Origin of the sequence: Mesorhizobium sp. WSM4983 (assembly GCF_029625765.1) — a bacterium.
Lineage (GTDB): Bacteria > Pseudomonadota > Alphaproteobacteria > Rhizobiales > Rhizobiaceae > Mesorhizobium.
In genome coordinates this window covers 215,824-234,616 of the sequence record NZ_JARTVM010000005.1, presented here as the reverse complement: position 1 = coordinate 234,616, position 18,793 = coordinate 215,824, and the positions used below count along the sequence as shown (strand labels likewise).

Below are 18,793 nucleotides of genomic sequence, written 5' to 3'. Positions count from 1 at the left end.
CTCGACAAAACTGCGCCAAGGTCTATTTCTGGGCTTCGTTTTCCGACCATCGTCACGAGGCAAGATGACCGTCGATCATGCCGTCGGCCACAATATGCTGCGCGGCATTGCGCTGAAGATTGTCTCCGTGGCGGTCTTTGTCGGCATGCAGACCTGTATCAAGGCGGCCGGCGCCGTGCCCGCCGGACAGATCGTCTTCTTCCGCTCCTTCTTTGCCATCTTGCCGATCATCGCCTTTCTGGCCTTCAAGGGCCAGCTCGCCACCGCATTCACCACGAAACGGCCGTTCAACCACATCGCGCGCGGCGTCGTCGGCGTCGGCGCTATGGGGCTCGGCTTCTTCGCGCTGACCAGGTTGCCACTTCCCGAAGCGATCACGCTGAATTATGCCCAGCCGCTGCTGGTCGTGGTGTTCTCTTCGATCTTCCTGGGCGAGACGATCCGCGTCTATCGCTGGAGCGCGGTCGCCTTCGGCCTCGTCGGCGTGTTGATCGTTTCCTGGCCGGAACTGACGCTGTTGCATTCCGACGAGGCGCTCGACGACCAGGAGGTGCTTGGCGTCATGGCGGCGCTGATCGCCGCGGCGATCTCGGCCGTCGCCATGCTTCTGGTACGCAATCTCGTGCAGACCGAGAAGACGGCGACCATCGTGCTGTGGTTTTCCTCGACGGCGAGCGTGCTGGCGCTGCTCACCCTGCCTTTCGGCTGGCAGATGCTGACGCCGATGCAAGCCGCGCTGCTTGTCATGGCCGGCTTCTGCGGCGGGCTCGGTCAGATCCTGATGACGGCCGCCTACCGCCACGCCGAGGCTTCGGTCGTGGCGCCTTTCGAATATAGCTCGATGATTCTCGGCGTCGTCATCGGCTATCTTGTGTTCGGCGATGTGACGTCGCTCAACACGCTGATCGGCGGCGTGATTGTGGTTGCCGCCGGCATCTTCATCATCTGGCGCGAAAGGCAACTTGGCCTCGAGCGCACGCGCACCCGAAGGGCGACGCCGCCGCAGGGGTAAGCCTACGAAGCGGCCGTCCGCTCCTTCGCCAGCCGCACCAGCACGGTCCGCGTCTGGTCGTCGGCGGGGAAGAAGGATTCGATCGCCAGCTCCGACAGCGTCACGTCGAGCGGCGTACCGAAGACGGTGATCGTGCTGATGAAGGACAGCACCTGATCGCCATGCGCGAGCCTGAGCGGATGGACGATGCCGCTTGGCTCGACCGGCGCCGGCCGGCTGCTCCTCAGCCCGGACGGATAGCCGCGCAATTCCTTCTCCAACTCGATCAGCATGGAGTCGCCGGTGGCGTCGTTCTGGTGCTTGAGGCGCTCGAGCAGATGCGCGCGCCATTCCGCGAGGTTGACGATGCGCGGCGCGACGCCACCGGGATGCAGGCTGAGCCTCAGCACATTGACCGGCGGCTTGAGCAGCCACGGCTCCGAGACGTCGGCCAGGAACGGGCCGATCGCCGCGTTGGCGCAAACGAGGTTCCAGTGCCGGTCGACCGCCAGCGCCGGGAAGGGCTCGTGGCCCTTGAGCACCGTCTCGACCGCAGCCATCGCCGGCGCCAGCGTCGTATCGGTCAGCGGCCTTTCGCTGAAGCTCGGCGCGAAGCCGGCCGCGAGCAAAAGCTGGTTGCGCTGGCGTAGAGGAATGGCAAGCTGCTCGGCCAGATGCAGCACCATCTCGCGCGAAGGCTGGGCGCGGCCGCTTTCGACGAAGGAGAGATGCCGCTGCGAGATATCGGCTTCCATGGCGAGGTCGAGCTGGCTCATGCGCCGGCGCGTGCGCCACTCGCGAATGAGGCTGCCGGCGGAGACGTCGGGTGTTGTCATGGGGGATGAGTAGGCCGGCAAGGGGAGTAATTCAATTACCTGACAGGTTATCGCTCCCCTTCTCCCTTGTTGTGGGAGAAGGGGAGGTGCTTCACCCCAACGCCCTCAGTTTCGCCTTCACCTCGAGAAAATCCCGCCACGCCAGCTTCTTGTGTGCAGGCGTGCGAAGCAGATACGCCGGATGCAGCGTCGGCATCGCTGGAATGGCAATGCCCGACTGGGTGGTGTGGACGCGCCAATTGCCGCGCAGGCGCAGGATGCCCTCGGTCGTGTTGAGCAGCGTCTTGGCGGAAGGGCCGCCGAGATTGACCAGCACCTTCGGATTGACCAGCTCGATCTGCCTTTCGATGAACGGGCGGCAGATCTCGGTCTCGTGCGGCGTCGGCGTTCGGTTGCCCGGCGGGCGCCACGGGATGACGTTGGCAATATAGGCCGATGTCCGGTCGAGGCCGATCGCTGCCAGCATGCTGTCGAGCAGCCGTCCGGAGCGGCCGACGAAGGGCAGCCCTTCGAGGTCCTCGTCGCGGCCCGGCGCCTCGCCGACGAGCATCAGGTCGGCATTCGGGTTGCCGTCGGCGAAGACCAGGTTCTTGGCGGTGAATTTGAGATTGCAGCCGTCGAACGCCGCCATCTGCTGGCGCAGTTCGTCAAGCGTCGAGGCGCTCGCCGCCAGCTGCCGCGCGAGCTTGATCTGCCCCTCGTCGGGGATCGTGGCGGTGGTGAGCGTCGGGCGCCGCGGCGCATCGGGCACTTGGCTTGCGTCAAGTCCCGTCGATACCGCCGGCCGTTCCGCCGCCCGGCCTGCCTCCAATCCGGGCTCCGATGCCGGCCGCTCCAGGGGCATGCTTTCACGCGCGGTCGCCGCCTGCGCAGGCGCGCGATCGGCTTGCTTCGGCCTGGCCTCGGCGAAGCGGTTGACAGGCGTGTCTTCCAGCGCCTCGTCTACGCCGGCGCTGGCATAGAAGGCCAGCAGCTCTGCGATATCGATCGGGTTGTTGGGGGAGGCGGCAGTCATGGCGCCACCATCGTCCGCGCGGCAAAGATTTGCAACCGCCGGGAATTCGCCAGTCAGCGCAATGTCTGTCAGCCCGTCGGTATGCGCGGATCCTGCACCAGGAAAAATGTCCAGCGCGGCGTGTAGTCGGTGATCAGGAACTCGAACGTCGCCGTCTTCAGCGGGTCGACCTTGCCGTTCTTGAACAAGAGCCGGTCATAGGGTTCGAACTGGCGGTCGAAATCGGCGAAGTTGCTCGAGACGATGTTGTCGGGATTCTTGTTGCGCTGGTCGAAGGAGAGACCGTCGCCGAACACGCTCGGCTGGTCGAGGATTTCCTGCAGCTCGAACTGGAACTCGACCCAGGGCAGGAAGCTGTTGTTGAGCACGTCGATGCGCATGTACATAACCCCATTGGCCACGTTGCCGGCCCTGCCGAAGGCTTCGATCGGCCGGATCGCGCGGATGGTCAGCGTCACTGGCGTCGCCGAATTCAGCTCCTCGGTGATGACCAGCGGGTCATCCTTGGTGCCAATTCCGGAAGCGCCGGTGATGCGGAAGCCGCCGAGCTCGTCGGAAAAGGAGTAGGCGCCGGCCGCCCAGACTTTTTGCGGATCGGCCTGGGCGGCGCCGAGCGAAAAGAGGAGCGGAAGAACCGCGCGGCAGAGCACGCCGAGCGTGAAGAGTAAGCGCTTCAATGAAAAGCCGATTGGCTCGGGAGTGCGCATGGGGCCAAGTATTGCCGATAAGCAAGCCGTCGAACAATTAAAAACGTGCCGGACAGGCCTGGCCTTCCAACTGCATGGCCCTGGCCTATGCTTCGCCGTCGCCTGTCCGATGGCCGTTTCGTATGGAACACCGCGACTTTCTGTCGAAATCGGCTTTGTCACGTCAGCGCCGGTTTCGCGTCGCGAACTGATGCGCTATGCAGCGCGTGAGCCAGCAAAATGCGAGAATAGGGCAAGCCAGCGAGGGGCAGATGAGCGAAATCGAACGCGAGAGCATGGAATTCGACGTGGTCATCGTCGGCGCCGGTCCGGCCGGCCTTGCCGCGGCGATCCGTCTGAAGCAGCTCAACCCCGACCTTTCCGTCGTCGTGCTGGAAAAAGGCGGCGAGGTCGGCGCCCATATCCTGTCCGGCGCCGTCGTCGACCCGATCGGCATCGACCGCCTTTTGCCGGGCTGGCGCGAGGAGGAAGGGCACCCTTTCAAGACGCCTGTCACCGACGATCATTTTCTGGTGCTCGGCCCCGCCGGGTCCTTCCGCCTGCCCAACTTCCTGATGCCGCCGCTGATGAACAATCACGGCAATTACATCGTCTCGCTCGGCAATGTCTGCCGCTGGCTGGCGACCAAGGCCGAGGCGCTCGGCGTCGAGATTTATCCGGGCTTTGCCGCGGCGAGCCTTGTCTACAACGAAGCCGGCGCCGTGACCGGCGTGATCACTGGCGACATGGGCGTCGAGAAGGACGGCACGCATGGCCCGGCCTACGCCCCCGGCATGGCGCTGATGGGCAAATACGTGCTGATCGGCGAGGGCGCGCGCGGCTCTTTGGCCAAGCAACTGATCGACAAATACCAGCTTGCCGACGGCCGCGAGCCCGCCAAATTCGGCATCGGTCTCAAGGAACTCTGGCAGGTCAAGCCTGAGAACCACAAGCCGGGGCTGGTGCAGCACTCCTTCGGCTGGCCCCTCGACATGAAAACCGGCGGCGGCTCCTTCCTCTACCATCTCGAAGACAACCAGGTGGCGGTCGGCTTCGTCGTCCATCTGAACTATAAGAACCCCTGGCTCTCGCCCTTCGAGGAATTCCAGCGCTTCAAGACTCATCCGGCGATCAGAGGCACCTTCGAGGGCGCCAAGCGGATCGGCTATGGCGCGCGCGCCATTACCGAGGGCGGCTGGCAATCGGTGCCGAAGCTTTCATTCCCGGGCGGCGTGCTGATGGGCTGCGCGGCCGGCTTCGTCAACGTGCCCCGCATCAAGGGCTCGCACAATGCGGTGCTGTCGGGCATGCTGGCGGCCGAGCATGTCGCGGACGCCATTGCCGCCGGCCGGGCCAATGACGAGCTCGCCTCCTATGAAGACGCCTGGCGCGGCAGCGACATCGGCAGGGACCTGAAGAAGGTGCGCAACGTGAAGCCGCTGTGGTCGCGCTTCGGCACCATCGTCGGTGTCGGCATCGGTGGTCTCGACATGTGGCTGAACACGCTGTTCGGCTTCTCGCCCTTCGGCACGCTGAAGCACGGCAAGGCCGACTATGCGACGCTCGAGCCCGCCTCCAAGCACCAGAAAATCGCTTATCCGAAGGCGGATGGCGTCTTGACCTTCGACCGGCTCTCCTCGGTGTTTTTGTCCAACACCAACCATGAGGAAAATGAGCCCGTGCACCTCATCGTCGGCGACATGGCGCTGCAGCAGCGTTCCGAGCACGACGTGTTCGCCGGGCCATCGACCCGCTACTGCCCGGCCGGCGTCTATGAGTGGGTGGACAAGGACGGCAATGCCGCTGCCGACCCGTCCGCCAAGGACGTGCGCTTCGTCATCAACGCGCAGAACTGCGTCCACTGCAAGACTTGCGACATCAAGGACCCGAACCGGAACATCAATTGGGTGCCCCCGCAAGGCGGAGAGGGGCCGGTCTACCAAGGCATGTGAGCCCCACGTCTGGCCGCGCCGGCTCGCCAGCCGCCATCCTGCGGCTGGCGAGAGCCGGGTAACAGGCGGCACCTACGAGCAATACCGGTTGCGACGGCGCAACCTCAAGGCTGTTGAATCCGCTGCCTGCTTGTGTTCCCTTTCCCTAAGGATAGGGAGGAGACGGTTATGCGCATGGCGGTTCTGACATGCCTTGTCGCTCTCGGCGCGCTCTGCGCGCCGCAGGCTTCGGCCGGCACCAGGGTGCTGGTCCAGACGCGCACCTATGACATTGCCGGCAATTCAGGCGCGGCGCTCATCGAGGCGATGGGCAGCAAAGGTCCCAAGCACGGCTTCATGACGCATGCCATCGCCCAGACCGCCTATACGGCCGACTGGGAGCTTGGCGTTATCCAGGACAAGGGCTCGTGCCGGATACGGCAGGCAAACGGAACGCTCAGTCTCTTCTACACTTTCCCCCGCTTGGCGTCGCCAGCCACGCCTGCATTGAAGAAGCGCTGGAACCGGTTCTTCGCCGGCGTGCGCGCCCACGAGGGAACCCATGGCCGCATTGCCCGGGAAATGATGCGCGTCACCGATCGCTCGATCACCGGTCTTAGGGTCGCTAACGACCCTTATTGCTACAAGGCGCGCAGCGAGGCGCGCCGGCGCATCCAGGCCGTCTATGCCGAATACGAGGCCAGGCAAAATGCCTTCGATGCCCGCGAGCACCGCGAAGGCGGTCATGTCGAGCACCTCGTCGCTGCTTTGATCAGGCCTTAGCGGCACAAGCAGAAACCGGCGATGCGGCGGGAAGCAATGCGACGCTAACTGCCCGTCTTGCCAAGTTGTGCGTTTGCCGCCAGCGCCGACTGATGCTCGTGCTCGGGCTGTCGGCCGTCGGACCGCAACGAGAACTCGATCAGCACCGGCAAGTGGTCGGACCCGGCGTCTTCCAGCCGCGTCGCCGAGTGGATGGTCACGGCGCCCTTGCTGAACACCTGGTCGATCGGCAGGCCGGCGAAGCGCCGGATGAAATCCGGTAGCTTCCGATGGATCCAGGTCGGCCCGGCCGACGGCATAACGCTCAGTCCGCCGAGCGAGGCGACACGACGCACCGCAGCGCTCCACGGCACGGCGTTGCAGTCGCCGGCCATGATGGCGGTTTCGCCGAGCGCGGCAAGCGGCTCCGCCAGCTCGCCGATCTGCCAGTACTGCTCGCGCGGCCACGGCCAGCTCAAATGGATTGCCGCGACATCGACGCCGGTGCCGCCGAAATCGACCGTGGCGGTTGCCATCGCACCGCGCGGCTCGCAATGCGGCGCGGTGCCCGGGGCAAAAGGCCGCCGCGAGAGCAGCGCGACCCCGAATACGCCGTTGGGGTAGGGGCAGAGGATGCGGTACGGATAGGCGCCGGTGATATAGCCGAGCTCTCTCGTCCACATTCCCGACACCTCGTCGAGGGTGATCACATCAGGGTTGGTGCGGCCGATCAGCGACAGCACCTTCTTGGGCGTCGGATTGTCGAAGCGAAGATTGATCTGCAGCAGGCTATAGACGATACGGTCGGCAGGTTTGGCGACCGCCTGCTGCGGCCACAACCTGGGCAGCGCGCTGGCCGTCGTGGCGAGGCAGGCGAGGGCGAAGAGCAGCGCTGCTGCCGCCTGCAGCCGGTAGGAACTGGCAAGCAGCGCCACCGCCAGCAGCGCCGTGAGCACGCTCAGGTGAATACGAAAATGCGAGAACGAATCGAGGGCCGGATGCAGCGCGCCGAGGAATCCGGCCAGCAGCGCGGCCGTGAGTGCCGTCATCGCCAGGAATGCCACCCCAGCCGTCATGTTTGAGCGCGCGCCGCCTGTTGTCATGGTCAGTCGTGTTCTGCCGAATGTCGCCGGCATCTTTTTGCAGCGACATACTCTCGCTCAGGCCTGCTTATCGGCAAAATTGCGGCCCGGGCAAGACGATGAGTTGCCTCGGCTACTGGAAAGCAGTCTCGGAGAAGCTTCTCAACTTGCGCGAATGCAGCCGCTCCATCGGCATTTCGGCCAGCTTCTCCATCGCCCTGATGCCGATGGTGAGGTGCTGCGCCACCTGCCGCTTGTAGAATTCCGTCGCCATGCCGGGCAGTTTCAGTTCGCCATGCAAAGGCTTGTCGGAGACGCACAGCAGCGTGCCGTAGGGCACGCGGAAGCGGAAGCCGTTGGCGGCGATCGTCGCCGATTCCATGTCGAGCGCGATGGCGCGCGACTGCGAAAGGCGCTGCACCGGTCCGCGCTGGTCACGCAGTTCCCAGTTGCGGTTGTCGATGGTGGCGACGGTGCCGGTGCGCATAATGCGCTTGAGATCGTAGCCGGAAAGTCCCGTTACCTCGGCGACCGCTTCCTGCAGCGCCACCTGGATCTCGGCCAGCGGCGGGATCGGCACCCAGACCGGCAGGTCGTCGTCGAGCACATGATCCTCGCGCACATAAGCATGGGCCAGCACATAGTCGCCCAGTGCCTGCGTATTGCGCAGGCCGGCGCAGTGGCCGAGCATCACCCAGGCATGTGGCCGAAGCACCGCGATATGGTCGGTGATGGTCTTGGCGTTGGACGGGCCGACGCCGATATTGACCATGGTGATGCCGCCATGGCCCGACTTCTTCAGGTGGTAGGCCGGCATTTGCGGCAGGCGCTGTGGCGGGGTGCCTTCGCTCGCCGCGCCGGCCCCGGCCTTAGTCACGAGGTTGCCCGGCTCGACGAATTCGCTGTAACCGCCGCCGCCGCTCTCCATCAGCTCGCGGGCCCGCGCCACGAACTCGTCGATGTAGAACTGGTAATTGGTGAACAGCACGAAATTCTGGAAATGCAGCGGGCTGGTCGCCGTGTAGTGCGTCATGCGGTGCAGCGAATAGTCGATGCGCTGGGCCGTGAACGGCGCCAGCGGCCTCGGCTCGCCGAACGCCACCTCGAAAGTGCCGTTGGCGATCTGGTCGTCCGTGCCGTCGAGATCCGGCACGTCGAACAGGTCGCGGATCGGCCGCCTGATCCGCTCGGCAGCCGTGCCATCGACATAGGTGCCCTCCAGGAAGGCGAAATGCAGCGGGATCGGCGTCGTCGATTCCGACACCGTGACCTGGACGCCGTGATTGCGCATGATGAGCCGAAGCTGCTCGACGAGATAGTTCTCGAACAGCTTTGGCTGGGTGATGGTGGTGGCAAAATGCCCGGGCGTCGGCATATGGCCGTAGGCCTGGCGCGAGTCGATCTGCGTGAACGAGGTGGTGGTGACGCCGATCTGCGGATAAAAGGCCCGGTAGCGCCTGCTCTCGTCGCCGCCGGCGGCGAGCTTGGCGAAGGAATCGCGCAGGAATTTGGTGTTGCGGTCGTAGAGCGCCTCCAGCGCCGCGACCGCCTTCTTGGCGTCGTCAAAACTCTGCCTGCCGAAAGGCTCCGGCATGACGACCGATTCGATGGCTTGGGGGTAGATTCGCTTTTCCATGGCCCAATATAGGGATTTGGAAGAGCGCTTGGGAGGGGGAGGCGGGCGCGAAGCCCGCCTTGCGGAGTATTTTTCTCTGGCCGTGTCAGCCACGCTGCAGGCTGACCAGCAGCACGAAGCCGATGCCTGCCTTCTTCGGCGTTGGCGCCTCGATGACCGAACCGGCGTCGGCGCGCATCATCGGCACCGCCAGCACAGGAGCGGCAAGCACCATCAGGATGAGCATCGCCCGCGGCAGGAGCCGAAGAGCTTTGAGGGTGGAGGCAGCGATGCGGTTCATGGTGGTCGTTCCGGTTTCGAGTATTGGTCGTTTCAGCGGCCGAAATGGTTCATGCAGTCCAGCCGGCAGGTATCGGCCATTCGCGGTGAGCGCGCCGGACGGCCGGCTTCGGCCACGAGGATGGCGAAGAACATGCCGAACAGGCTCATCAGCAGGCAGACGATGGTGAAGCGGCGGACAAGCATTGGACTCTCCTTCAATGCGAGGAGAATGCCCGAGCGCCTCTGAACCGGTTCTGAGACCGGTATTCATCTGCGGTTCAAATTGGCTGATGGGGTCATCACCCGGCCAAGGCCTGCGAAATGCCTTGTCCAGCGTTGCGCTCAGAAACGGCGCTCAAAAAAGAAAACGGGGCGCCGGGCCCCGTTTTTGCATCGTCATCCGTTCGACTGTCAGAGCTTGTGCCAGGTCTGGGTCTTGCAGATCAGCCCGCCCAGAACGCAGCCGCTCATCTTTAGCGAGGTGCCGGAAAGCGTCGCCTTGCCGGAATAGGTCTTGTCGGTTTCCGGGTCTGTTATGGTGCCGGTGTACTTGTTGTCGCCGGCCGCCTTGAAGGAGCCGATCGTCTTGCCGGCATATTTGCCGGACTTGAGCGTGATGGAAAACGCCCCGCCGCCGGCGATCGCCGCTGTCGATCCGGCCTGCGTCTTCCAATTGCCCTCGATCGGGTCGGCCGACGCGGCGCCTGCCATCATCAAGGTGGCCGCCAGGGCCAGGCTGACTTTTCGAAACATGCTTGTCCTCCCTTTAGGGTTCCGGCGGGCCTCGTTCCGCCTCTCTGTCCCTTACGCAAACGTAAAGCTAATCCAGCCATCGCCAAAACGAAAGCCGTGCCCCGACGGAGCTTGCAAGGATTTTGGCCGGGTCGATCGTTGAAAATGAACGGATGGCGAAAAAGGCTTCGGTTTCCGTGGTTAGCGAAGTCTTGATTCCCGCGCCCCAAATTTTCGACGAATTTGGCGCAGATCGGCTGAATTGCTGGATTCCTATGCTTAACAGTTCTTCGCGTTTACCTCTTGTTTTAGCTTTGTTTTCTTCAAATTAAGCAAGCCATTTAACGACGGATTCAAGGCGAGCCGTCATCCTCGAAAGCATCGAAAGAGCGGCCCGCCCAGGGGACTTCCAGGGACAGAAGGAGGCAGCTCTCGGGAGCAGACAGGGGATTGAAATGGCACGCTTTGAAATGCTTGAAGCCGGCTTCGGCGCCATGGGGGCAACTGCCCAGGCCGACATTCTTTTCGAACTGGGCATGATGTATGCGACCGGCCGCGATTGCGAGACCGACGTCATTGCCGCCCACAAATGGTTCAACATCGCCGCGATCAAGGGATCGCTCCGCGCCGCCGAGCTGCGCTCGGAATTGTCGGCATCGATGTCGAAGGCCGAGATCGCCAAGGCGCTGCGCGAAGCGCGCGAATGGATGACGATGCACTGATTTTGCGGGGTAAGGCCCGAAAGCTCTTAAGGGACAAGGCCGCAAAAAGACGGCCGGTTAACCAGACCAAGAACGCGGCAGGTCAACGAACTCAAGCCGTGCGACAACACAGGGAAGCGAGCGGGTTCAGGCGCGCGGGGCGCCGGGAAGCTCGACTGCAATAGCCGCGACCGGCCGGGACAAGGCCGGCGCGGCTTTTGCATTTGCGCAGTCTCCGCCTGTATGGGAACGGCGGCTTGGCCCAAGAACTCCCCGTCGAAATGAACCAAATCCCGATACATTGTGCTCTCGACAGTTCCGGCGAAGGGTGAAATTGTCCCGGCTCTCTGGAAGAAGCGTGGCCGGAACGGCCGCGCGCAAGTGGAGGAGTTCTATTGTCATGAAAAGATTGGGTGTTTTGAGCGCGGCCGCATTGGGCCTGACGATGAGCGCATCGGTTGCCTTCGCCGACGACATCACGATTTCGGTGGTCGGCCCGATGACCGGGCAGCTCGCCAACATCGGCGACCAGTTCAAGCAGGGCGCGCAGGCCGCGGCGGATGCCATCAATTCCGCCGGAGGTGTCAATGGTAAGATCAAGATCGACATCCAGGACGACCAATGCGATCCGAAGCAGGCGGTGTCGGTCGCCAATCGCATCGTTGCCAACGGCGTCAAGTTCGTCGACGGCCATGCCTGCTCGGGCTCGAGCATTCCCGCTTCCGCCGTCTACGCCGAAGCCGGCACCCTGATGATGAGCCCGGCCTCGTCGAATCCGGAACTGACCGACGCCGCGGCCAAGGCCGGCTGGCCGACGATCATGCGCCTCTACACGCGTGACGATGCGCAGGGCGCTTTCATCGGTCCATGGATCGCCAAGAAATATGCCGGCAAGAACGTCGTCGTCCTGCACGACAAGAGCGCCTACGGTCAGGGCGTTGCCGATGCTGTCAAGGCGACCATGAATGCCGGCGGCCTCAAGGAGGTCGACTATGAAGGCATCAATGCCGGCGAGAAGGACTATTCGGCTTTGGTCACCAAGCTGAAAGAGCTCAAGGCCGACGTCGTCTATTTCGGCGGCTACCATCCGGAGGCCGGCTTGATCCTGCGCCAGGCAGCGGAGCAGAACGTCAAGTTCCAGCTGATCATGCCGGACTCGATCGCCTCGCCGGAATTCTGGCAGATCGCCGGCCCGGCCGGTGAAGGCACGATGTTCGTCTTCCCCTCGGATCCGCAGTCGAAGCCGGAAGCGAAGGAGGCCGTGGCCAAGATCAAGCAAGGCGGCTTCACACCGGAAGGTTTCACGCTGTTCTCCTATGCGGTGATCCAGGCGGTGGCCGAAGGCGTCAAGCGCGCCGGCACCGACGACCCGGCCAAGGTCGCCGAGGCGCTGAAGGACGGCAAGCCGATCAGCACCGTGGTCGGCGACGTGATCTTCGACGAGAAGGGCGACCTGAAGAACGCCAGCTACGACATCAACCAGTGGCACGACGGCAAATACGCGCCGATCAAGCCGTAATTCGTTCTGCAGATCGATTGGAAATGGCCGGGATTTGTCCCGGCCGTTTTCGTATGTGCCTTGGCACTGATTTGGAGGCCAGTTCGGCGCTCTACGGCGCCCCCCTGGAGTCCTGCCGCCCCAGCCAGTTTGTCCCGTTGCCGATCCAAGGCGACCGGCAGCTCAGCCCCGTGCGTCCTCGAACCGCACCAGCACCGTGCCGTCGCTCACTTGCGCGCCTTCGGCCGCGATCTCGGCAATCACCCCATCATGGGGTGCGGCGATCGTGTGCTCCATCTTCATCGCTTCGAGGATTAGGAGCGGCTGGCCCTTGATAACGGTATCGCCCGCTGCCGCGCGCACCAGCTTGACCAATCCCGGCATCGGCGCGCGCAGGCTGTCCGACGCGGCCGCGGCCTCATCCGCCTTGGCCAGCGGATCCGGCACCGTGAATGTATATCCGACCGCTCCTTCGAACACCGTGACATGGCCCGGCCAGCGCGCGCTGCGCGGCATGCTCCTGAGGTCGTGCGCGTTGATCGCGTCATGCGGCGCCTCCAGCGCCACCTGGAAGCGGCCGTCAGGCCGCGCCGATACCCGGGCCAGGATGTTCTCCTCGCCGTAACGCAACCGGGTGCGGCGCGCCAGCGTATGGAAATGCGCGTAGCCGGCGAGCGAGGACCACGGATCGGCGGCCGGACCCGCCGTGCTTGCGTCGGTCGCTGCCAGCGCCGCCGCGGCGATCGCTTCATCGCTTGGCGGGGGAACAGCGACGAGAGCATCCTGATGCCGGCCGATCAGGCCGGTGTCGATATCGCCCGCCGCGAAATCGGCGTCGGCGGCGAGTGCTGCAAGGAAGGCGGTGTTGACCGTCGAGCCGGCAACTTCGGTTCGGGCCAGCGCCTTGCGCAGCGCGCCAAGCGCGGTGGTTCTGTCCCTAGCGTGCACCACCAGCTTGGCGATCATCGGATCGTAGAAGGGCGAGATCGCATCGCCGGACCGCACGCCGGTCTCGATGCGCATGGCGGCATCCTCCGGCGGCGTGTCGGGGAATTTGAGATGATAAAGCGTGCCCGTCGCCGGCAGGAATCCCTTGGCCGCGTCCTCGGCGTAGATGCGCGCCTCGAAAGCATGTCCGGCAAGGGCGATCTCGTTCTGCGCCTTCGGCAGTTTTTCGCCGGCGGCGACACGAAGCTGCCATTCGACCAGATCGACGCCGGTGACCATCTCGGTGACGGGATGCTCGACCTGCAGCCGTGTGTTCATCTCCATGAACCAGAAGCGGTCGGCTTTGAGGGCCTCGGAAGCATCGACGATGAATTCGATCGTGCCGGCGCCCGAATAGCTGATTGCCTTGGCGGCCTTCACCGCCGCTTCCGTCATCGCCTTGCGCAGCGCCGGCGTCATGCCGGGGGCGGGCGCCTCCTCGATCACCTTCTGGTGGCGGCGCTGCGCCGAGCAGTCGCGCTCGAAAAAATGCACGACATTGCCGAAATTGTCGCCGAACACCTGGACTTCGATGTGTCGCGGCTTGTCGACATATTTTTCGACCAGAACGCGGTCGTCGCCGAAGGCAGCCTTGGCCTCGCGCCGCGCTCCGGACAGCGCCTCGGAGAAGTCGTCCGGATGGTCGACGCGCCGCATGCCCTTGCCGCCGCCGCCGGCGCGCGCCTTGATCAGCACCGGGTAGCCGATCTCGCGCGCTTTTGTGGCAAGCAGCACAATCTCCTGCGCTTCGCCGTGATAGCCGGGCACCACCGGAACGCCGGCCTTTTCCATCAACCGCTTGGCGGCATCCTTCAGCCCCATGGCGCGGATCGAGGCGGCGGACGGGCCGATGAAGATGAGGCCCGCCGCCGTCACCTGGTCGACGAAGTCGGGGTTCTCCGACAGGAAGCCGTAGCCGGGGTGGATTGCCTCGGCGCCTGTGGCAAGCGCCGCGGCAATGATCCTGTCGCCGCGCAGATAGCTGTCACCGACCGGCGAGGGGCCGATATGCACCGCCTCGTCGGCCATCTCGACATGCAGCGCTCGCGCGTCGGCATCCGAATAGACGGCGACTGTTCGCACGCCGAGCTTGCGCGCGGTGCGGATGACGCGGCAAGCGATCTCGCCGCGATTGGCGATCAGGATCTTGCCGAACATGGAGCCTCCCGAGTTTGCGACGGGCAGCGCCAATTCGGCAGGCGCGGGCCTACTTCGATGCGGCGATCTCGCAGGCGCCGCCCGTAGTCACCTTGTAGTGCGCGCGCGTGGCCAGGCAGGATTTCATCGCCAGCTCTTCCGCAACCTTTTGGGACGGCGCATTCAGGTGTCCACCACAGATGATGTAAGACGACATGATCCGGGCATAAGGCGTGGTCGCGTAGGCTGAATGGCCGCTCGCCGCCAAATAGGCCTTGTATGCCCTGTTGCACGGATCCTTGGGATTGCGTGGGATGTAAGGTGGAAAGCGCTTGTCCCCCTCGCTTCCAGCCAGCGACCCGGCGACGACAGCGCCGCACGAGGCGAATATAAGCATTCCTGCAAGTATCGACGCGGATGCTTTCCGCACATATTCTCGTGTCATTTTTACGCCATCCCCATGAGACAATGCAGGATGAGCAATATCGAATATTTGCCGACGTCGCTAGATGGTCACTCAAGAATCTCGATCTCGTGAACGGGTGGAACGTCTTTGTCATAAAGTTCAGGCTTCCCCAATCGCAGCAACGGCTGAGCTGTATAGTCTGGCAGTCAGATCGTCGAAGCAGCAGAAAGTGACGGTCTCGGGGATGGCGTTTTCGCCTAGAAAAACAGCAACCGTGCCGACGGCTACTTCGGTAGCCTGATCTTTCGGATAGCCGTAGATGCCGGTCGAGATCGCCGGAAATGCTATCGTTCGACAGTCTTTACCGGTGGCAATCTCCAGCGAGCGCCGATAGCAGGAGGCGAGCAACTCCGCCTCGCTCTCGCCCCCGCCGTGCCAGACCGGGCCGACAGTGTGAATGACATAGCGCGCCGGCAGCCGGTAGCCTTTCGTCAGTTTGGCATCCCCGGTCCTGCAGCCGTTCAGCGTGCGGCATTCGGCGACCAGCTCCGGCCCGGCGGCGCGGTGGATAGCGCCGTCGACACCACCGCCGCCGAGCAGCGAGGAATTGGCGGCATTGACGATGGCATCGACCTTAAGCCTGGTGATGTCGCCGGTATGCACGCGGATCCTATCGCTGACGCCGCTCATCGTCACATCCTGAACACGCCGAACTTCGTTTCCTCGACCCCGGTATTGAGCGCCGCCGAGAGGCTGAGCGCCAGCACCTCGCGCGTCCTGGCCGGATCGATGATGCCGTCGTCCCAAAGCCTTGCCGAAGAATAGAGCGGGTGACCCTCATGCTCGTATTTCATCAGGATCGGCTTCCTGAATTTCGCTTCCTCTTCGGCGCTCCACTCACCGCCCTTGCGCTCGATGCCCTCGCGCTTGACCATGGCGAGCACCGTCGCCGCCTGCTCGCCGCCCATCACCGAAATGCGCGCATTCGGCCACATCCACAGGAAGCGGGGCGAATAGGCGCGGCCGCACATGCCGTAATTGCCGGCGCCGAACGAACCGCCGATGATCACCGTAAGCTTCGGCACGCGTGCCGTGGCGACCGCCGTGACCAGCTTGGCGCCGTCCTTGGCGATGCCGCCGGCCTCATACTTTCGCCCGACCATGAAGCCGGTGATGTTCTGCAGGAAGATCAGCGGAATGCCGCGCTGGCAGCAGAGCTCGATGAAATGCGCGCCCTTCAGCGCGCTTTCCGAGAACAGCACCCCATTGTTGCCGAGGATGCCGACCGGCATGCCGTGCAGATGCGCAAAACCGGTGACCAAGGTGGTGCCGTAATTCTGCTTGAACTCGTCGAACTCGGAACCGTCGACCAGACGCGCGATCACCTCGCGAACGTCATAGGGCTGGCGCAAATCAGTCGGCACGATGCCGTAGAGTTCATGCGGATCGTGAAGCGGTGATACTGGTTTCTGTAAGTTCAGGCTTACGGCCTTGTTCCGATTCAGGTTCTTGACGATGCGTCGGCAAATGGCCAGCGCGTGCTCGTCATCCATGGCATAGTGGTCGGCGACGCCGGAAAGCCTGGTGTGGACCTCGGCGCCGCCGAGCTCCTCGGCGCTGACGTCCTCGCCGGTGGCAGCCTTCACCAGCGGCGGGCCGCCAAGAAAAATGGTCGCCTGGTTGCGCACCATGATCGTTTCGTCCGACATCGCCGGCACATAGGCCCCGCCCGCCGTGCAGGAGCCCATGACGCAAGCGATCTGCGGGATGCCGGCTGCCGACATGTTGGCCTGGTTGTAGAAGATGCGGCCGAAATGCTCACGGTCGGGGAAGACCTCGTCCTGGTTGGGCAGGTTGGCGCCGCCGCTGTCGACCAGGTAGACGCAAGGCAGCTTGTTCTGCAGCGCGATCTCCTGGGCGCGCAGATGCTTCTTCACCGTCACCGGATAATAGGTGCCGCCTTTCACCGTCGCGTCGTTGACGACGACCATCACCTCCCGGCCTTCGACACGGCCGATGCCGGTGATGATGCCGGCCGACGGAATATCCTCGCCATACATCGACCATGCCGCGAACTGGCCGACCTCGAGAAAAGGCGAGCCGGTGTCGAGCAGTTGCGCCAATCTTTCGCGCGGCAGCAGCTTGCCGCGGCTTTGGTGGCGCTCGCGCGCCTCGTCCGAGCCGCCGCGCTCGATGCCCGCCGCCTTCTCGGCGATATCGTCGACCAGCGCCCGCATGCGCTCGGCATTGGCGCGGAAGCTTTCCGAGGAGGGGGAGATTTGGGTTTGGAGTGTGGCCACGCTATTCCTCACACCTCTTGATGCCGCAACGCAACCAGTGTAACAGCCCGCACCCGGATGCTGCGTGCGCAGCGCGGCATCTTTTGTACGAATGACACCTCAGGAGGCGACGATGAAAGGCATCGATATGCGTTTCACCAAATGTCTCCCCTCGGCCATGGCCTGACGCCGCCGAAGGGCGGCTTTCCACGTCCCGGATTCGAGCAAAAGGAACACGGCGCCTGCAAGCGCTGTGGGTGTCACTATGTATGTGCGGTTTGTAACGCCGCTGATCCATCCGAAGAGCCGGGTAGAGAGCGGCTTTTTCCATGCGTCCTGGTACTTGTACCGGAATGGCTGCCCGGACTGGATCCATGGCGAACTGGAGGATCAGTTCGACTGGTTCAATCGGCATTTGCCCATTCCTGGCCGGGTTGGGCGGCATTTCAAGCGCCGTGAGTCGATTTGGGGCGTCTGCTGGTTCCACCCGAACGCCAAGGAAGCCATCAGCCGTGCGCGCTATTGCGCCTGGCTGATCGAGGAGGGCGGCTTGCCTGTGCGCTCGATCACGTCCCGGCGCCAGCGTGAGGTTCTGTGGCGCGATGAGCATCAGATCGTCCCCAAGCCGACCGACGACCTGCCCAAGGCGTTCGGCTGAGGTGACGGAGGGAGACATCACACTCCCTCCGCCATGATCTCGCGGCCGATCAGCCAGCGGCGGATCTCGCTGGTGCCGGCGCCGATCTCGTAGAGCTTGGCGTCGCGCAGAAGCCGCCCGGTCGGATAATCGTTGATATAGCCGTTGCCGCCGAGCAGCTGGATGGCATCGAGCGCCATCTGCGTCGCCTTTTCGGCCGCGAAGAGCACGCAGCCGGCGGCGTCCTTGCGCGTGGTCTCGCCGCGGTCGCAGGCACCGGCCACGGCGTAGACATAGGCGCGCGCCGCGTTCATCGTCGAATACATGTCGGCAAGCTTGCCCTGCACCAGCTGAAAACTGCCGATCGGCTGGCCGAACTGCTTGCGCTCATGCACGTAAGGCACCGCCACGTCGAGGCAGGCCGCCATCAGCCCGATCGGCCCGCCGGAGAGCACGGCGCGCTCATAGTCGAGGCCCGACATCAGCACCTCGACGCCGCGCCCTTCCTCATGCAGCACATTCTCGAACGGCACCTCGACATTCTCGAAGACGAGCTCGCCGGTGTTCGAGCCGCGCATGCCGAGCTTGTCCAGTTTTTGGGCCACCGAAAACCCGGCAAAGGTTTTTTCGATGATGAAGGCGGTGATGCCGCGCGAATTGCGCTCCGGATCGGTCTTGGCATAGACCACCAAGGTCTCGGCATCGGGTCCGTTGGTGATCCACATTTTCGAACCGTTGAGCACATAGCGGTCGTTGCGCTTTTCGGCGCGCAGCCGCAGCGACACGACGTCCGAGCCTGATCCGGATTCCGACATCGCCAGCGCGCCGACCTTTTCGCCCGAGCAGAGCGCAGGGAGGTATTTCTCCTTCTGTGCCGGCGTTGCCCAGCGGTTGATCTGGTTGACGCAGAGATTGGAATGCGCGCCGTAGGAGAGGCCGACCGAGGCGGATGCGCGGGAAATCTCCTCCATCGCCACGACATGCGCGAGATAGCCCATACCGCTGCCGCCGAACTCGGCATCGGCGGTGATGCCGAGCAGGCCGAGCGCGCCGAGCTCCCCCCACAGATGTGCCGGGAATTCGTTGGAGCGGTCGATATCGGCCGCGATTGGCGCGATCCTGTCTTGTGCGAAGCGCCTTACGGTATCGCGCAACGCCTCGATGTCGGCATCAAGCCCGAAGTTCAGCGTATTGGTGTACATGGCGTTCCTCCCGG

The 18,793-nt window shown here is 63.8% G+C and carries 19 protein-coding genes; 6 read left to right on the top strand and 13 right to left on the bottom strand.

Features of this window, described 5'->3' with window-relative positions; translation table 11 throughout:
* Window positions 1-64: 64 nt before the first annotated feature.
* Entirely contained in the window at window positions 65-1,012 is a 948-nt protein-coding gene (locus P9254_RS17420) for a DMT family transporter (protein WP_127215813.1), read from the top strand.
* 2 nt (window positions 1,013-1,014) lie between these two features.
* On the opposite strand, the gene P9254_RS17415 is transcribed toward P9254_RS17420, so the two are convergent.
* The 3 genes from P9254_RS17415 to P9254_RS17405 form a co-directional block, all read right to left on the bottom strand.
* A complete protein-coding gene (locus P9254_RS17415; protein ID WP_095800144.1) occupies window positions 1,015-1,827 on the bottom strand; it encodes a helix-turn-helix domain-containing protein in 813 nt (270 codons plus the stop codon).
* Window positions 1,828-1,918: 91 nt separating this feature from the next.
* On the bottom strand, window positions 1,919-2,842 hold the full coding sequence (locus P9254_RS17410; protein WP_278056340.1) for a uracil-DNA glycosylase: 924 nt from the start codon (window positions 2,840-2,842) through the stop codon (window positions 1,919-1,921).
* Between the two features lie 68 nt (window positions 2,843-2,910).
* Window positions 2,911-3,549, bottom strand: coding sequence for a hypothetical protein (locus P9254_RS17405; protein ID WP_278056342.1), 639 nt, complete (start codon window positions 3,547-3,549; stop codon window positions 2,911-2,913).
* A gap of 251 nt (window positions 3,550-3,800) precedes the next feature.
* On the opposite strand from P9254_RS17405, the gene P9254_RS17400 reads away from it, so the two are divergent.
* Window positions 3,801-5,480 (top strand): electron transfer flavoprotein-ubiquinone oxidoreductase, encoded by a 1,680-nt coding sequence (locus P9254_RS17400; RefSeq protein ID WP_095823701.1) that lies wholly within the window; start codon window positions 3,801-3,803, stop codon window positions 5,478-5,480.
* A gap of 168 nt (window positions 5,481-5,648) precedes the next feature.
* Window positions 5,649-6,242, top strand: coding sequence for a DUF922 domain-containing protein (locus P9254_RS17395; RefSeq protein WP_066997555.1), 594 nt, complete (start codon window positions 5,649-5,651; stop codon window positions 6,240-6,242).
* 44 nt (window positions 6,243-6,286) lie between these two features.
* On the opposite strand, the gene P9254_RS17390 is transcribed toward P9254_RS17395, so the two are convergent.
* The 5 genes from P9254_RS17390 to P9254_RS17370 form a co-directional block, all read right to left on the bottom strand.
* Window positions 6,287-7,270 carry an endonuclease/exonuclease/phosphatase family protein gene (locus P9254_RS17390; RefSeq protein ID WP_278056344.1) on the bottom strand — a complete coding sequence of 328 codons (984 nt, stop codon included), beginning with the start codon at window positions 7,268-7,270 and terminating at the stop codon, window positions 6,287-6,289.
* 166 nt (window positions 7,271-7,436) lie between these two features.
* Window positions 7,437-8,897, bottom strand: a complete 1,461-nt coding sequence (locus P9254_RS17385) for an AMP nucleosidase (RefSeq protein ID WP_278056346.1) — start codon at window positions 8,895-8,897, stop codon at window positions 7,437-7,439.
* A gap of 127 nt (window positions 8,898-9,024) precedes the next feature.
* Window positions 9,025-9,219, bottom strand: coding sequence for a hypothetical protein (locus P9254_RS17380; RefSeq protein WP_067321018.1), 195 nt, complete (start codon window positions 9,217-9,219; stop codon window positions 9,025-9,027).
* 32 nt (window positions 9,220-9,251) lie between these two features.
* Window positions 9,252-9,404 carry a hypothetical protein gene (locus tag P9254_RS17375; RefSeq protein WP_164747131.1) on the bottom strand — a complete coding sequence of 51 codons (153 nt, stop codon included), beginning with the start codon at window positions 9,402-9,404 and terminating at the stop codon, window positions 9,252-9,254.
* Between the two features lie 207 nt (window positions 9,405-9,611).
* Window positions 9,612-9,953, bottom strand: a complete 342-nt coding sequence (locus P9254_RS17370) for a DUF2147 domain-containing protein (protein ID WP_066997546.1) — start codon at window positions 9,951-9,953, stop codon at window positions 9,612-9,614.
* 434 nt (window positions 9,954-10,387) lie between these two features.
* Between P9254_RS17370 and P9254_RS17365 the strand changes: the two genes are divergently transcribed.
* Both P9254_RS17365 and P9254_RS17360 read left to right on the top strand, forming a co-directional pair.
* On the top strand, window positions 10,388-10,654 hold the full coding sequence (locus P9254_RS17365; protein ID WP_066997543.1) for a sel1 repeat family protein: 267 nt from the start codon (window positions 10,388-10,390) through the stop codon (window positions 10,652-10,654).
* 379 nt (window positions 10,655-11,033) lie between these two features.
* The gene (locus P9254_RS17360) at window positions 11,034-12,152 is read left to right on the top strand and encodes an ABC transporter substrate-binding protein (RefSeq protein WP_278056350.1); all 1,119 of its coding nucleotides are present in this window, start codon (window positions 11,034-11,036) and stop codon (window positions 12,150-12,152) included.
* A 162-nt stretch (window positions 12,153-12,314) separates the two neighbouring features.
* On the opposite strand, the gene P9254_RS17355 is transcribed toward P9254_RS17360, so the two are convergent.
* The 4 genes from P9254_RS17355 to P9254_RS17340 form a co-directional block, all read right to left on the bottom strand.
* Window positions 12,315-14,276, bottom strand: coding sequence for an acetyl/propionyl/methylcrotonyl-CoA carboxylase subunit alpha (locus tag P9254_RS17355; protein ID WP_278056352.1), 1,962 nt, complete (start codon window positions 14,274-14,276; stop codon window positions 12,315-12,317).
* Window positions 14,277-14,325: 49 nt separating this feature from the next.
* Complete coding sequence (locus P9254_RS17350; RefSeq protein ID WP_278056354.1) at window positions 14,326-14,700, bottom strand: hypothetical protein; 375 nt, start codon at window positions 14,698-14,700, stop codon at window positions 14,326-14,328.
* A gap of 120 nt (window positions 14,701-14,820) precedes the next feature.
* Entirely contained in the window at window positions 14,821-15,351 is a 531-nt protein-coding gene (locus P9254_RS17345; protein ID WP_278056356.1) for an O-acetyl-ADP-ribose deacetylase, read from the bottom strand.
* 2 nt (window positions 15,352-15,353) lie between these two features.
* Window positions 15,354-16,961 (bottom strand): carboxyl transferase domain-containing protein, encoded by a 1,608-nt coding sequence (locus P9254_RS17340; RefSeq protein ID WP_067321039.1) that lies wholly within the window; start codon window positions 16,959-16,961, stop codon window positions 15,354-15,356.
* 244 nt (window positions 16,962-17,205) lie between these two features.
* On the opposite strand from P9254_RS17340, the gene P9254_RS17335 reads away from it, so the two are divergent.
* Window positions 17,206-17,598 carry a hypothetical protein gene (locus P9254_RS17335; protein WP_278056357.1) on the top strand — a complete coding sequence of 131 codons (393 nt, stop codon included), beginning with the start codon at window positions 17,206-17,208 and terminating at the stop codon, window positions 17,596-17,598.
* A 17-nt stretch (window positions 17,599-17,615) separates the two neighbouring features.
* On the opposite strand, the gene P9254_RS17330 is transcribed toward P9254_RS17335, so the two are convergent.
* Window positions 17,616-18,779, bottom strand: coding sequence for an isovaleryl-CoA dehydrogenase (locus P9254_RS17330; RefSeq protein ID WP_066997520.1), 1,164 nt, complete (start codon window positions 18,777-18,779; stop codon window positions 17,616-17,618).
* Between the last annotated feature and the right edge of the window lie 14 nt (window positions 18,780-18,793).